This window comes from Serratia ureilytica, from assembly GCF_013375155.1.
In the GTDB taxonomy this organism is placed as follows: domain Bacteria; phylum Pseudomonadota; class Gammaproteobacteria; order Enterobacterales; family Enterobacteriaceae; genus Serratia; species Serratia ureilytica.
The window spans coordinates 155,199-169,594 of the sequence record NZ_JABXOF010000012.1; the positions used below are offsets into that span (position 1 = coordinate 155,199).

At 61.0% G+C, this 14,396-nt stretch carries 14 protein-coding genes; 6 read left to right on the forward strand and 8 right to left on the reverse strand.

Annotated features, from left to right (window positions below):
- Positions 1-20: 20 nt before the first annotated feature.
- The 7 genes from HWW83_RS21355 to HWW83_RS21385 form a co-directional block, all read right to left on the reverse strand.
- Entirely contained in the window at positions 21-500 is a 480-nt protein-coding gene (locus HWW83_RS21355; RefSeq protein WP_033645285.1) for a type II toxin-antitoxin system VapC family toxin, read from the reverse strand.
- Entirely contained in the window at positions 497-760 is a 264-nt protein-coding gene (locus HWW83_RS21360) for a FitA-like ribbon-helix-helix domain-containing protein (RefSeq protein ID WP_004930730.1), read from the reverse strand. The genes HWW83_RS21355 and HWW83_RS21360 overlap by 4 nt, the downstream gene beginning before the upstream one ends.
- Positions 761-886: 126 nt before the next feature.
- Positions 887-2,506 (reverse strand): phosphoenolpyruvate carboxykinase (ATP), encoded by a 1,620-nt coding sequence (pckA, locus tag HWW83_RS21365; RefSeq protein ID WP_015379308.1) that lies wholly within the window; start codon positions 2,504-2,506, stop codon positions 887-889.
- A 194-nt stretch (positions 2,507-2,700) separates the two neighbouring features.
- On the reverse strand, positions 2,701-3,579 hold the full coding sequence (hslO, locus tag HWW83_RS21370) for an Hsp33 family molecular chaperone HslO (RefSeq protein ID WP_103101822.1): 879 nt from the start codon (positions 3,577-3,579) through the stop codon (positions 2,701-2,703).
- Positions 3,580-3,604: 25 nt separating this feature from the next.
- Entirely contained in the window at positions 3,605-4,012 is a 408-nt protein-coding gene (gene hslR / locus HWW83_RS21375; protein ID WP_033645283.1) for a ribosome-associated heat shock protein Hsp15, read from the reverse strand.
- Positions 4,009-4,689, reverse strand: a complete 681-nt coding sequence (yrfG, locus tag HWW83_RS21380) for a GMP/IMP nucleotidase (protein ID WP_025304546.1) — start codon at positions 4,687-4,689, stop codon at positions 4,009-4,011. Before yrfG ends, hslR begins: the two co-directional genes overlap by 4 nt.
- 98 nt (positions 4,690-4,787) lie before the next feature.
- The gene (locus HWW83_RS21385; protein WP_033651741.1) at positions 4,788-6,923 is read right to left on the reverse strand and encodes an intracellular growth attenuator family protein; all 2,136 of its coding nucleotides are present in this window, start codon (positions 6,921-6,923) and stop codon (positions 4,788-4,790) included.
- 445 nt (positions 6,924-7,368) lie between these two features.
- Between HWW83_RS21385 and nudE the strand changes: the two genes are divergently transcribed.
- Complete coding sequence (gene nudE / locus HWW83_RS21390; RefSeq protein WP_033645281.1) at positions 7,369-7,923, forward strand: ADP compounds hydrolase NudE; 555 nt, start codon at positions 7,369-7,371, stop codon at positions 7,921-7,923.
- A gap of 51 nt (positions 7,924-7,974) precedes the next feature.
- On the opposite strand, the gene mrcA is transcribed toward nudE, so the two are convergent.
- Positions 7,975-10,533: a peptidoglycan glycosyltransferase/peptidoglycan DD-transpeptidase MrcA gene (mrcA, locus tag HWW83_RS21395; protein WP_033645280.1), complete on the reverse strand. Its 2,559-nt coding sequence runs from the start codon at positions 10,531-10,533 to the stop codon at positions 7,975-7,977.
- Between the two features lie 121 nt (positions 10,534-10,654).
- Here mrcA and pilM point away from each other — a divergent pair, with 121 nt between their 5' ends.
- The 5 genes from pilM to hofQ are packed head-to-tail and all read left to right on the forward strand — an operon-like array spanning position 10,655 to position 14,107.
- A complete protein-coding gene (gene pilM / locus HWW83_RS21400) occupies positions 10,655-11,488 on the forward strand; it encodes a type IV pilus biogenesis protein PilM (protein WP_046687927.1) in 834 nt (277 codons plus the stop codon).
- The gene (locus tag HWW83_RS21405) at positions 11,488-12,027 is read left to right on the forward strand and encodes a PilN domain-containing protein (RefSeq protein ID WP_176589539.1); all 540 of its coding nucleotides are present in this window, start codon (positions 11,488-11,490) and stop codon (positions 12,025-12,027) included. Before pilM ends, HWW83_RS21405 begins: the two co-directional genes overlap by 1 nt.
- Positions 12,020-12,514 (forward strand): hypothetical protein, encoded by a 495-nt coding sequence (locus tag HWW83_RS21410; protein ID WP_033645277.1) that lies wholly within the window; start codon positions 12,020-12,022, stop codon positions 12,512-12,514. Before HWW83_RS21405 ends, HWW83_RS21410 begins: the two co-directional genes overlap by 8 nt.
- Positions 12,507-12,866, forward strand: a complete 360-nt coding sequence (locus tag HWW83_RS21415; protein ID WP_123062011.1) for a HofP DNA utilization family protein — start codon at positions 12,507-12,509, stop codon at positions 12,864-12,866. The genes HWW83_RS21410 and HWW83_RS21415 overlap by 8 nt, the downstream gene beginning before the upstream one ends.
- Positions 12,863-14,107, forward strand: coding sequence for a DNA uptake porin HofQ (gene hofQ, locus HWW83_RS21420; protein ID WP_129993640.1), 1,245 nt, complete (start codon positions 12,863-12,865; stop codon positions 14,105-14,107). The genes HWW83_RS21415 and hofQ overlap by 4 nt, the downstream gene beginning before the upstream one ends.
- Positions 14,108-14,396 lie beyond the last annotated feature (289 nt).

Consider the following 14,396-nt stretch of genomic DNA (forward strand, 5'->3'; position numbering starts at 1 on the left):
GCCGCGCCGCTGCGGCCCCGTCAGGACTTTCTGCTCATCACGTAGTATTCCGCCGCATCCTCATGCAACCGGCGGCCGGTCGGCGCCTGCCACGGATCGATTAATTCGATGCCGCAGTGGAGGAAGTCTTTGGTATTGCGGGTGGCCAGGGCGGCGCCGTAATGCAGGCAGGTGGCGGCGATTTGGGTATCGGGCACGCTCATCGCTTTACCCAACAGCCGATTCCTTGCCGTCAATTCCGCGTATTGCATCGCGCACAGCCCATCAAACGGCAATATCTGCCCCTCGAACTTCAATTCAATGGCGTCCGCCAATTTCAGCTTGAGATCCCGCTGGCGTTTGCCGTCAGGCATGCAGGCCACGCCGCTGAACAGTTCGGCGAGGACAATGGCGCTGAGATAGAGCTCGTCATTGTCCTTTTCATTTAACCAGTTAATGACGTTGTAGTACGGGCTGGGACGCAGCGTTTCTGAAATGACGTCGGTGTCGATAATGATCATGCGTTGTCATCTTCATCATCAAAGGTGACGATGCGTGGCGGCACGGCGTCACGCGGTGGGATCTCCAGCTCAACGCCGCCGAATTCGGCGAAGTGCTGATGCATCCAGGTACCCAATCCATAGCGCGGCGGCTTTTTCACCAGCGCCTGTTTCAGGATCATGCGCGCTTCCTCTTCCATGGAATGGCCGTTTTTCGCCGCTGAGATACGCAGCAGCTCTTTGATTTCGTCGTCCAGATTTCTGACGGTGATAGTAGCCATTGAAACCTCCTTTGCTATCAATGATTGCATTGACTTATTCTCTCGTCTCACCGATTAAAAAGCAATCAATTGAAATAAAAAAAGGCGCGGGATCCGCGCCTTAGCTGAAGAGGTAACGCTACCGAATTACAGCTTCGGGCCGGCGCTGACCAGCGCGGCGCCCGCAGGCGTGTCGGTGTATTTGTCGAAGTTGGTGATGAAGCGCTCGGCCAGATCCTGCGCTTTTTCCTGCCACTGCTCGAGGCTGGCGTAGGTGTTGCGTGGATCGAGGATCTCCGGGTTCACGCCAGGCAGCGCGGTCGGCATCGCCAGATCGAAGATAGGCAGGGTAACGGTTTCCGCCTTGTCGATTTCACCGCTCAGGATGGCGTCGATGATGCCGCGCGTATCTTTGATCGAGATGCGTTTGCCGGTGCCGTTCCAGCCGGTGTTGACCAGGTAAGCCTGGGCGCCGGCGGCCTGCATGCGTTTCACCAGCACTTCGGCGTACTGCGTCGGGTGCAGCGACAGGAATGCGGCGCCGAAGCAGGCGGAGAAGGTTGGCGTCGGCTCGGTCACGCCGCGCTCGGTGCCGGCCAGCTTGGCGGTGAAGCCGGACAGGAAGTGGTACTGAGTCTGGTTGGCGGTCAGGCGCGATACCGGCGGCAGCACGCCGAAGGCGTCGGCGGTCAGGAAGATCACCTTGGTGGCGTGACCCGCCTTGGACACCGGCTTGACGATGTTCTGGATATGGTAGATCGGGTAAGAAACGCGGGTATTCTCGGTTTTCGAACCGTCGTTGAAGTCGATGCTGCCGTCGGCCAACACGGTGACGTTTTCCAGCAGCGCATCGCGTTTGATGGCGTGGTAGATGTCCGGCTCGGCTTCTTCAGACAGCTTGATGGTCTTGGCGTAGCAACCGCCTTCGAAGTTGAACACGCCGTCGTCGTCCCAGCCGTGCTCGTCATCGCCGATCAGCTGACGCTTAGGATCGGTGGAGAGGGTGGTCTTGCCGGTGCCGGACAGGCCGAAGAACACCGCCACGTCGCCTTTCTCGCCCACGTTGGCCGAGCAGTGCATCGAGGCGATGCCTTTCAGCGGCAGCAGGTAGTTCATCATCGAGAACATGCCTTTCTTCATTTCGCCGCCGTACCAGGTGCCGCCGATCAGCTGCATGCGCTCGGTCAGGTTGAAGGCGACGAAGTTCTCCGAGTTCAGGCCTTGCTGCTGCCAGTTCGGGTTGGTGCATTTGGCGCCGTTCATCACCACGAAGTCCGGCTCGAAGTCTGCCAGCTCTTCGTCGCTCGGGCGGATGAACATGTTTTTCACGAAGTGCGCCTGCCAGGCCACCTCGGTGATGAAACGCACTTTCAGGCGCGAGTCGGCGTTGGCGCCGCAGAAGGTATCCACCACGAACAGGCGCTTGCCGGACAGTTGCTCGGTGACCAGGTGTTTCAGATCGGCCCAGACTTCCGGGCTGAGAGGTTTGTTGTCGTTTTTGCCTTTGCCCTGATCGGCCCACCACACGGTATCGCGGGTGATGTCGTCACGGACGATGTATTTGTCTTTCGGCGAACGGCCGGTGAAGATGCCGGTATCGACGGAGACGGCACCCAGCTTGGTGACTACCCCACGCTCAAAACCTTCCAGAGATGGGTCTGTTTCTTCCTTAAACAGCAGTTCATAGCTCGGGTTGTGAACGATTTCGCTGACGTCGTGAATGCCGTAAGCGGCCAGATCCTGAGGGGTTATACCTTTAACGCGCATGTTACTACTCCTTGGTCACAGAATTTCTGGCGGCAATTGTAGGGATCTAACGGTGCGTAACCGCGATGGGTATCAAATATTTAACGTTTTAGGCGGTATTTCGTTACGATCTGAGAGATAGCACACGGAAAAAAGCAAACGTGCAAACGGCGGGGCTTGGCGGGCGCCGGGCGCGCCCGCCGAGAGGGTGTGACTTAGTGCAACCGATCGCTTTCGCCGGCGTTGCCCGCATACAAAGCGGCAACATCAACCGGGTCAAAGACATAGTGGCTGCCGCAGTAGTCGCAGTGCATGTCGATATTGCCGTCCTGCTCCAGCATGTCCGCCACTTCGTCGGTCGGCAGCGTCAGCAGCGCGTCGGCGCAACGCTGGCGTGAACAGGTACAACGGAATTGCACGTCCTGCGGTTCATACAGGGTGACTTCTTCCTGATGATACAGACGGTACAGCACCTCGTTGGCCGGCAGGCCGAACAGCTCTTCGCTTTTGACCGTGTTGGTCAGTTGCACCAGGTGATCGAAATCATCGAGGTTGCCGTCTTGCGCCGGCAGCACCTGCAGCAGCATGCCGGCCGCCGCGGCATTGCCTTCCGCTTCGCCGGTGCGGATGAACAGGCGGGTCGGCAACTGTTCAGACTGGCGGAAGTAGGCTTCCAGGCATTCGGCCAGCGTTTCCCCTTCCAGACCGACCACGCCCTGATAGCGTTCGCCTTCCGTTGGGGAAATGGTGATGACCATGACGCCGTTGCCGATCATCTGATGCAGGGTGCTGTCGTCGGCGATAGGCGCCTGGGTGCGCGCAACGCCGCGCATCTCTTGGCGGTTGTTGCCATTGATCACCGCCAGCTTCAGCGGGCCGTCGCCTTGCAGCTGAACGGTGATGTCGCCGTCGAACTTCAGGGTTGCGGTCAGCAGACTGGTGGCGACCAGCAGCTCGCCCAGCAGGTTTTGCACCGGCGCCGGGTAGTCGTGGTTGTTCAGGATCTGCTGATAGGTTTCGCTGACGGTAACCAGCTCGCCGCGCACCGCGTAGTTTTCAAACAGGTAACGGTGCAATTGGTCATGGTTGGACATAATCTTCTCTCATTGCGGTGAGGGGTTATTCCTGCTCACCAAATTTAAATTTCATCAGGTCGCGCCGCTCCTTTTTGTCCGGACGTCGGTCCGGATGCGGCATGGTCAACGCGTTCATCTTGCGCGCCAGCGCCATTTTTTCGCGGTTGGCGATGCTGGCTTCGGTTTCCTGATACATTTGCTGCGCCTCGTTGGCGCCGCGGCGTTGGCTGGTCAGCGCCAGCACGATCACCGTACGTTCTTCGTTGCCCTGCCGCAGTTTGAGCTCCGCGTTGAGCTCGACAATCTTGCTCGGCTTGCCGCGCTGGCCGTTGTAATGCACTTTGCCGCCGTCGATCATTTCGCGCGCCAGCGCGCGGGTCTTGTAGAAGCGTGCGGCCCACAGCCACTTATCCAGTCGGACCGCGTCGTCGCGCGTCGCTTTTTCCTTCATGCTTCCCCCTTGGCCAGCGCCGGTATCAGCAGGCGGTAGTCGCGCATCGACGGATGGCGCTGGAAGCTTTTCTCCGCCGTGCTGGAGTCCGGGTTTTGCACGCCCAGGCAGTAACGAATGCCGAAAGTGCGCGCCGCGTCGAGGATCGGCTCGCCGTCGTCGACAAACAGCGTGCGCTGCGGGTTGAATCCGGTGTGCTGTTGCACTGCCTGCCACAGACGCTGATCTTCTTTCGGATAACCAAATGTGTGGGTGGAAAACAATAAATCAAGGTGCCGATCGAGGCCGGTATGCTCGATTTTCACCGCCAGGCTGTGCGGATGGGCGTTGGTCAGCAAAATGGTTTGCAGGCCGGCGTCGCGCAGCGCCCGTAAAAAAGGCTCGGTGTCTTCGCGCAGCCGGGCGCGGCTGCCCACTTCGCTGGTCATGCGGTAAATGTCCAGATCCAGCCGCTCGCTCCAGTAATCGAAGCAATACCAGTTCATGGTGTGCTGCACCGCCTGATATTCCCGCTCGATGATGTGGCGGGCTTCGTCGAACGGAATGGCGCGCCTTTCGCTCAGCGCCTGCGGCACCAGGCTGAGCCAAAAGTGGCTGTCGAACTCCAGATCCAGCAATGTGCCGTCCATGTCCAGCAGCACGGTATCGATCTGCGGCCAATCAAACTCGGGAACCATAAAAACTCCACGGGCGGACCGACGGGCAGTCCGCAGATGAGAATAATAGCGTTAGCGTAGCATAAGCGGATGACAGGGCCGAAGCCCCGGCGTCAGGTTCAGGCCATCGGCCGCATCGACATCGGATTGAGCTGCGGGTTGAAGCAGCTGTCGTAGTAACGCTGGATATCGGCGACGCGGTGCTGATTGATGCGCCGACGCTGCACCAGCCGCCAGGCGTTATAACCCAGGCTGACCACTACGGCCAGCAACAACAGGCTGGTGCCGAGATAGCGCCACAGGGTGATCATGTCCGGTTCGCTGTGCAACGCCACGTGGCGAGTGCCGTTGGCGTCAACGCTGAGGCTGGTGATCACGCCCTGCGCCTGGAATGGGGTATGCAGCAGCAGGTTGGACTGGCGCTGCAGCTCATTCCACTGGTCGAGCGCGTTGTATTCGCTTTGCGGCGTCTGCGGCTGGGGGTGACTGACCCACTGGCGGCCTTCGTCGCTGCGGATCAGGAAACCGCCTGGCGGCGGGCTGTTGAGCGCAGCGGCGGCCAGTCGCGTCTCATTGAAGATGAACGACGAGGTGGCCACTTTGGTCAGGCTTTCCAGCGATTCGGCGCTGACCGGACGAAGCAGGACGTTGACGCCTTGCAGCGCGCCGGATTTGGCGCGTTTCACCAGGCTGCTCCAGTTTTTCGCGTTGCCCAGGTTAACCAGCGCGTTTTTCAGCCGTACGCAGTCGTTTTCCGTCTGGCACAGATCCTGCGTTTTCAGCACGATATCGGAGAAATCGTCCAGCAGGATCATGCCGGATTTCTCGATGGCGCTGGCCAGCTGCGGGTTGACCTTCTGATCGGCGCCGCTCGGATGCAGCTGACCGCTGACCGTCGCCAGCAGGGCTGTCGCTTTGTCTATGACTTCCGATTCCGGCTGCGGCAGCGGGGCGGCGGTGTTCCAATAGATGCCGGAGCAGTCGAACGGCGCAAAATTGACGGCGCCGCCGCCGTTGGCCGGCGGCGGGACATAGCACATGCCGCTGCCGCGCACTTTCAGCGTGTCGCCGATGCGCAGCGGCGTGGCCTCCAGCGCCTGTACGCTGGTCACTTCCACTTTTTGCGCGCCTTGCAGCCAGGCCATGCTGAGGGTCAACGGCAGGTTGAGCGGGATATAGATCAGCAGCAGCAGCAGAACCAGCGCCGAGCTGGCGACCAGCACCGCATTGCGGCCCCACTGCTGCAACGGGAAATTCTTCACTTCGTCATGCAGCGACAGGAAACGCCCCTGCCGCACCACCTGACGGTTGAGATAGACGTCCACATCGGTGGTTTTGCCCAGATCCTGCGTCAGGTACGGTTGCCAGTGCGGCGGATAGATCAGATCGATAATGCCGAGCGAAATATTGCTGATCTGCCCCTGGCCGGATTCGCCGAACAGGCCCCAGCGCTTTGGCGTGCCGCGCAGGCAGTGGATCTCTTTCAACTCGCGCGACGCCGGGCGGCGGAACAGGTTCCACCCTCCCCAGGCGATCATCAGCACCGCCACGAAAATCATCCAGGGGATCACCAGCACCGGGCTGATCAGGCTGAAGAACAGCAGCAGCAGCGCGGCGGAGATGATGACGGCTTCACGGATGCCGTTCGGCCGGTTCAGCGCATGCTCTTCCGGCGTTTCCTTGCGAATGTTCACCAGCTCGACATGCTCGCTCTCTTCCTTGCGGATGGAGGCGTTTTTGGTCGGCGCGGCGGTCACGACCGGCGGCTGCGGCCGGTCGTGGATATGATCTTTCAGCGAGTGCCCATTGAGCGAAATCACCAGCGGCAGCGTCTGGGTTTTGATCACTTCCACATGGTTGTCGGCGGTGATGTAGGGTTCCCAAAACGGGGGGAGGTGCACCTCTTCAGCGTCGAGGTAATAGCGCCATTTATTGGGATCGTCGCTGGCCAGCCCGTAACGGGTGATGGCGTGCGTCACGGGATAAACGTTATCGCTTTGCGGGGTGAGCGCCAGTTTGGCTGCGGGCAGCGTAGCGCCGCCGCCGGGCAACAGTTTGTTGCTCAGCTTGTTTTGTTGATTGAGGTAGAACTCGACCGCCGCGCGTTCTTCGTCGGTCAGCTTGCGGTGGGCGGGTTTGATAAACGGCAGCGTGCGCGCCAGCGCCGTCGGGTGGCGGGCCTTGAACCACAGGTACAGGCCGGCGGCAATCAGGCAGACAAGCACTAAGGCCAATATCAACACTATTGTGCTCATGCAATCCCCATCTCACACCCGTGAATTTCGCCAACCTGATGAAAAGCTGAATATTATACGGAGTAAACCGCCAGGAGGCACCCAGAACTAATGAGGGAACAAACAGATTTTCGCTTTGGATCTCATTCCTTCATGAAGCAAGGTCATTTTATCACTGATTCTTGCCTGCGTGATACTAGCAACCGGCCCCTGCCGTCGATATCGGCATTATCCTATTTTCATGCGCGCTGTTTGCTGAATCAGTGCAGAAAATCGCCCGCGGCTGGCGACGCTTGTTAAAAGAAAGTAAATTACTGTTCATGCGCGTTGCGGCCGAGCTTGCCCTTAACGCACAATGTGATCAAGATCGAATTTGGTCAGCGTTTGAGCGCCAACGAGCCGTGCGTTACGCCAATCATTTTTTCGGTTGCCCTGTCCGCGCCTGGGCAACCTCTTTGAGGCAATCATGGATAAACACCTGCAAAAACCTAAAATTCTGAAAGTGGAAACGGTCGCGCGTTCGCGTTTGTTCAACGTCGAGTCGGTCGATTTGGAATTCAGCAACGGTGTGCGGCGGGTGTATGAGCGCATGCGGCCTTCGGATCGCGAGGCGGTGATGATTGTACCGGTGATTGGCGATGACCTGCTGCTGATCCGCGAATATGCGGTGGGCACTGAATCCTATGAGCTGGGCTTCCCGAAAGGGTTGATCGATCCCGGCGAGGGGGTGCTGGAGGCGGCCAACCGCGAGCTGATGGAAGAAGTGGGATTCGGCGCCAGACGCTTTGATTTCCTCAGCAAGCTGACGATGGCGCCATCCTACTTTTCCAGCAAAATGAATATTGTGCTGGCGCACGATCTCTACCCGCAGAGCCTGGAAGGGGACGAACCGGAACCCCTGCCGCAGGTGCGCTGGCCGATCGCCAACATGATGGCGCTGCTGGCGGAACCGGATTTCCGTGAGGCGCGCAACGTCAGCGCGCTGTTCCTCTCCGAGGCGTTTCTGCGCGCTTCGCGCTGAGACGCTTCGCGCCGCATAAAAAAAGGGCCAGATTTCTCTGGCCCTTTTCGATCAGAACAGCTCGTGGCTTTCGCCGCCCGGATCGGTCAGCGTGGTGCCGGTATCGCGCGATGGGTAGTCCGTCGGCTGCGTTCCTTCGATAAAGTACTCGGAACGGCTGCCGCCGCCACCGCCAGAGAGCTTGCCGCTGCTCTTGTCGATGGTGACGCTGATGATGCCCGGAGGCGGCGTGACTTTCTGCTCCGGAATGCCTTCCAGCGCGATCTTCATGAAGTCGTCCCACGCCGGCTGGGCGCTCTTGGCACCGCCTTCGCCGCCGGAAATCTGATCCGGGATAGCGCCGGACACCGTCGAACGGCCCAGATCGCGGCGGTGATCGTCGAAGCCGATCCACACCGACGTCACGGTATCCGGGCCATAGCCGGAGAACCAGGCGTCTTTGGAACTGTTGGTGGTACCGGTTTTGCCGCCGATATCATGACGTTTCAGATCGCGCCCGGCGCGCCAGGCGGTGCCCATCCAACCCGGTTCACCGAAGATGTTGCTGTTCAGCGCGTCGTGGATCAGGAAGGCCAGCGGCGTGCTGATCACGTGCGGCGCATACTGTTGGTCGCCGTCCTGCTGCACCTGAGCCGGGGTTACCTGCTCCAGCTGCGGCATCGGCACCGTGCTGTTGCTGCCTTCCTGCGAGGTGGCGACGTTTTCGATGTTGTCATCGGACAGCACGGCCGAACGGTGAGTATCACCGTAGATCACCGGCAGGTTGCAGCTGCTGCAAACCACTTTAGGTTTGGCTTCGAACACCGTATTGCCGTTGTCGTCTTCAATTTTGGTGATGAAGTACGGATCGACCAGGTAACCGCCGTTCGCCAGCACCGCGTAACCGCGCACCAGCTGCATCGGGGTGAAGGAAGCGGAGCCCAGCGCCAGCGATTCGGTATGCACGATGTTCTGTGCCGGGAAGCCGAAGCGCTGCAGATATTCCGCCGCGTAGTCGACGCCCATCGCACGCATCGCGCGCACCATCACCACGTTCTTCGACTGCCCCAGCCCTTGACGCAGACGAATCGGGCCATCGTAGGTCGGCGGCGAGTTCTTCGGCCGCCAGTCGGTGCCGGCGCCGGCATCCCAACGGGTGATCGGCAAGTCGTTCAGGATGGTGGCCAGCGTCAGGCCTTTATCCATCGCGGCGGTATACAGGAACGGTTTGATGTTCGAGCCCACCTGACGCAGGGCCTGCGTGACGCGGTTGAACTTGCTCTGGTTGAAATCGAAGCCGCCGACCAGCGCTTTCACCGCGCCGTCGTTCGGGTTGATGGAAACCAGCGCCGAGTTGACGTCCGGCACCTGCGACAGCCACCAGGCCTCGTTCACTTTACGCACCCAGACCTGCTGGCCTGGCTGCACCACGTCGGTGACGCGTTTCGGCGTTGGGCCTTGCTGAGTGTCTGAACGGTATGGCCGCGCCCAGCGCATGGTGGCCATCGGCAGGGCAATGCTGCTGCCGTCGGCCAGCATCGCCGTCGCTTCCTGCGGGTTGGCGGCGGTGATGACCGCCGGCGCCAGCGGGCCGTAGTTCGGCAGGTTTTTCAGCGAGTCGACAATCTGTTTGCGATCCCAGGCCGCTTCGCCGACTTTCCACAGCACGTTTGACGGGCCGCGATAGCCGTGGCGCATGTCATAGGCCAACACGTTATTGCGCACCGATTCCTGCGCCGCCAGCTGCAGCCGTTTGGTCACGGTGGTGTAAACCTTATAACCGTCGGTATAGGCGTTTTCACCGTAGCGCTTGATCATCTCCTGACGCACCATCTCGGAGAGATACGGGGCGGAGAAGCTGATTTCCGGCGCATGGTAGTTGGCGACCAAATCTTCAGAACGCGCCTGATCGTACTGCGCCTGCGTGATGTAGTGTTCGTCCAGCATGCGCGACAGCACTACGTTGCGACGGGCAACGGCGCGATCGTGCGAATAGAGCGGGTTGAAGGTGGACGGCGCTTTCGGCAGGCCGGCGATGGTCGCCATCTCGCTCAGGGTGAGCTGGCTGACGTCCTTGCCGAAATAGACCTGCGCGGCGGCGCCCACGCCGTAAGCGCGGTAACCCAGGTAGATCTTGTTCAGATACAGCTCAAGGATTTCATCTTTGGTCAGCATCTGCTCGATGCGTACCGCCAGGAAGGCTTCCTTGATTTTACGCATCAGGGTGCGTTCAGGGCTTAAGAAGAAGTTACGCGCCAGCTGTTGGGTAATGGTGCTGGCCCCCTGGGAAGCGTGGCCGGAGACCAGCGCGATGGAGGCCGCGCGGAAGATGCCGACCGGATCGACACCGTGGTGATCATAGAAGCGGCTGTCTTCGGTGGCGATAAATGCGTGCACCATCACCGGCGGAATTTGATCCAACTTCAGCGGAATGCGGCGCTTCTCGCCGTACTGGGCGATCAGTTCGCCATCGGCGCTGTAAACCTGCATCGGTATCTGCAGCCGCACGTCTTTCAGCGTTGCGACGTCGGGCAGCTGCGGCTCGACATATTTGTACAAGCCGAAAATCGAGGCTGCTCCCAGCACGATGCAACATACTGCAAGGATTAGTAAATACTTTACGAACTTCACCTGAGATTTCCCATTTCTAAGTCATTTGGGCAGTTTATAAACAACCGCGCGGTAGTATAAAGGCAAGCCTGCGACATGGATATGTTCTTTTATCATCGGATGTTATGGAGGCTTGTGAAACATGTTCCCTCAAGCATGGCAGGTGGGGCTGGATATACAAATCGACTGCGTGCGGGCGCTGGCGGTCCAACGCCGCCGCAACGGCTGGCAACTGCGTCACTGGTGGCAACAGACGCTGCCGCAGGCGGTTTTACGCGACGGCTGCCTGGCACCTTCCGAAGCCCTGATCCGGGCGCTGCGGCAATGGCGCGTCCAACTGCCGCGACATATTTCCTTACGCATTGCCCTGCCGGCGCAGCGGGTGTTGCAACAGTGCATGGCGCAGCCGGACGCGCGGCTGCGCGAGCCGGAACGCAGCGACTATATCGTTGGCCACGGCGTGAAGCAGTTCCCACTCGACGGCCAGACGCTGGCGCTCGACTATCGCGCTGCGCCGGCGGAGGGGGCGGCGCTGCTGTTGACCGCCGCGCGGCGGCAGGAGCTGCAGCAGTGGCTGCACTGTCTGCGCCAGGCGGGCCTGCATCCGCAAGCGGTCGATATTACGCCCTGCGCGCTGCGGATGATGGCGACGGCGGCGGGCGTGCCGCACACCGCGGGGCTGATGCATCGTCTCGAGCGAGAATGGCTGTGGGTGGCGCCGGCCGACGGCGCGTTCGCGTTCGGGCTGACGCCGGGCGACGATGACGCGCAGGCGCTGCGGGCGCTGCAAGCCCAGACGCCGACGGACGATGATCGACCGGTCTATGCCGGCAGCGTGCTGGCAGGAGCCTTGCCCGTCGGCTGCCTTTCCTGGTCGCCGCTCAGCGCCTTCACGCAGCTGCGTCCGCCGTTGCCCGTGCATCCCTCAGCGTTTACGTTGGCCGGCGGTCTGGCGCTGCGCGAGGAGGACCGCTGATGTACCAGGTCAACTTTTTGCCCTGGCGGCAACGTCGCGATCGGCGGCGCGGCTGCTTCTGGCTGGGCGTGTTGCTGTTGCAGGTAACGGTGCTGTTGCTGGCAGGGGGCCTCGTCGCCGGCCAACTGCGTCATCAACAGGCGCAGCGTCAGGAGCGGCTGGCGCTGTTGGAAGAAGAGCTGGCGGCAGTGACGCTGCTCGTCCGTCAGCAGCAGCAGGAACGGGCGCAACGGGCGCGATACAGCGCCCTCGCTGAACGGCAGGCGCGCAATGCCCAACATAACCGGCGTTATTTGCAACTGCTGCAGCAACTCTCCTCCTGCCTCCCCCCACCGCTGTGGCTCACGGCGTTGGACAGCGATGCGGCGAACGGCCTGCGGCTGCGTGGATTGAGCCGTTCTCCTGCCGCCATTTCGCAGTTCGAACGGCGGCTGGCGGGGATGCCCGCGTTACCGCGGCTGCGTTTGGCGGAGGTGGCGCAACGCGACGACGGCCTGTACGCCTTTCATCTGGTGGCGCAGTGGCGGCGTGATGGATAACCGTCTTCCATCCGGGCTGCGCTTCTTGCTGGGCCTGTCGGGCCGGCGATTGCTGGCCGCGCAATGGCTGGGCATAGGCACGTTGGCGTTGTTGGGCGGGGGCTGGATGCTGCAAGACGAATGGCGTCAGCGGGAAAGTGCGACAGAGCGGCAACAGCGCCTGCTGCAACAGATCGCCGTGGCGCAGCGCCAACTGGACGAGGCGCCGGTCGCCCTGATGCCGCCGACGCCGCTCGCTCCGGCCGCCACCGGCGATCTGACGAACGGGCTGCAACGTGCGGGGGGCGCCTTATTGCGCTGGCAGCGGCAGGAAAAACCACCGCGGCAGACGCTGAGCTTGCGCATTGACTACCCCGGTTTGTTGGCGCTGCTGGAGGCGCTGCCCGCCGATTTGCGTCTCGAACAATTGAGCGTGGAGACGCCGCCGCAGGGCATGACGGCGCGGTTGGTTTTACAGGATGCCGCCGAGGAGCTGGCCGATGAGTAAAAGATCCGGCCGTTGGTGGTGGCTGCTATGGCCGTGGGCCTTATGCGCCGAACCGCGCGACCCGTTTGCGCCGCCTCCGATGCCTGCTTGCGCCCAGACAGAGACATCCCCGGCGGGCTGGCGATTGAAAGGCGTCATCGGGCAACCGATGCAGCGCTATGGCTGGGTGGTGACGCCGGCGGGGCAATGGTTGCGCCTGCGGCCGCAACAACGGGTGCTTGCCGAGCGCTGGCAGGTGACGCAGGTGCAGGCGCGCAGCCTGACGTTGAAGGCGCTGACGGCCGAACCGGAGTGCCCGGCGAGCCGCGACGACATATCGCTGATGATCGACGACAAGGATGACAAATCATGAAAGGACGCGCTGGACTGGGCTTGGCGCTAGGGTGTTTGGCGCTCGGCACCGCGCAGGCTCAGGATAAACAGATAATCTCATTGGAGTTTCAGGATGCGCCGGTCACGGTCATCCTGCAGGCCTTGGCGGATTATCGGCAGATGAACCTGATCGCCGCGCCGGGCGTGAGCGGCAACCTGACGCTGCGGCTGGAGGATGTGCCCTGGCCCCAGGCGCTGGCGCTGACCCTGCGTATGGGCAAACTGACGATGACGCGGGAGGGTAACGTGATGCTGATCTCCCCGGAGCCGGATGCGCGGGAAAAAAGACAGCTGCAAGAGGCGCTGGCGCAGCGGCAACCCTTGCACAGCCTGACGATGACCGTGCAAAACGGCGATGCGGCGGAAATTGCCGAAAGCCTCAACGCCCAACGTGGCGCGTTGCTGAGCGAGCGTGGCAGCGTGTTGGCGGATAAACGCACCAATACGCTGCTGCTGCGCGACACCGCGCCGATTGTGGCGCAGTTGAAAAAGCGGATAACGGAAATGGATGCGCCGCTGGCACAGGTGCAACTGGCGGCGCATATCGTGACCATCAACAGCGAAAGCCTGCGTGAGCTCGGCGTGCGTTGGGGATTGGCGCCCGACGACAGGCCGGCGCGGCCGCTGCGGCCGGGCAATATCGGCGTTAACCTGCCGTTGGAGCGCAGCGCGGTGAACGCCGGTTTCCATCTGGCGCGCATCAGCGGGCGTTTGCTGAGCCTGGAGCTGACGGCGCTGGAGCAGGAAAATCAGGTGGAGATCATCGCCAGCCCGCGTCTCCTGACGGCGCATCTGCAAACCGCCAGCATCAAGCAAGGGACGGAGATCCCTTATGAAGTGTCCAGCGGCGCCAGCGGTGCGACCGCCATCGAGTTTAAAGAGGCGGTGCTGGGCATGGAGGTGACGCCGAAGGTGTTGCCGGACGGGCGCATCACGCTGACGCTGCAGATCAGCCAAAATATGCCGGGGCGCGCCATCAGCCGAGGGGCCGGAGAGGCGTTGACCATCGATAAACAGGAGATTAAGACGCAGATCACGGTGAAAAACGGCGAAACCCTGGTGCTCGGCGGCATTTTTCAACGGCATCGCGGCAAGACGGCGGACAAGGTGCCGGGACTGGGGGATGCGCCGCTGCTGGGGGGCTTGTTCCGGCAGAGCGGCGCACAACAGAAAAAACGCGAGCTGGTGATCTTTATTACGCCAACCCTGATTAAGGGATAAGCGGCGGCCTGTCGGCCGGGCGGCAAATCGCCTAAAGTTGATGAGCAGATACACTTTTTTATCCCCTTGGGGGGATCTGCGTTTGACGCTGCGGCCGATTTAGCTTACAAGGGTTACCGAATTGAGCACCGAGGTTTTTTGTTAGCGCCAAGACGCCGTTAAAAACATATGGTTTCCCTCCCGCGGCGTGGATTGCGATTTATTCGGTTGCCAAACTACCAAGAGTGTTGAGATAATTTTTCGTCTGATCTCGCACTATCGCTCATGAGGTTTCAGTTTAGGTCCCGCC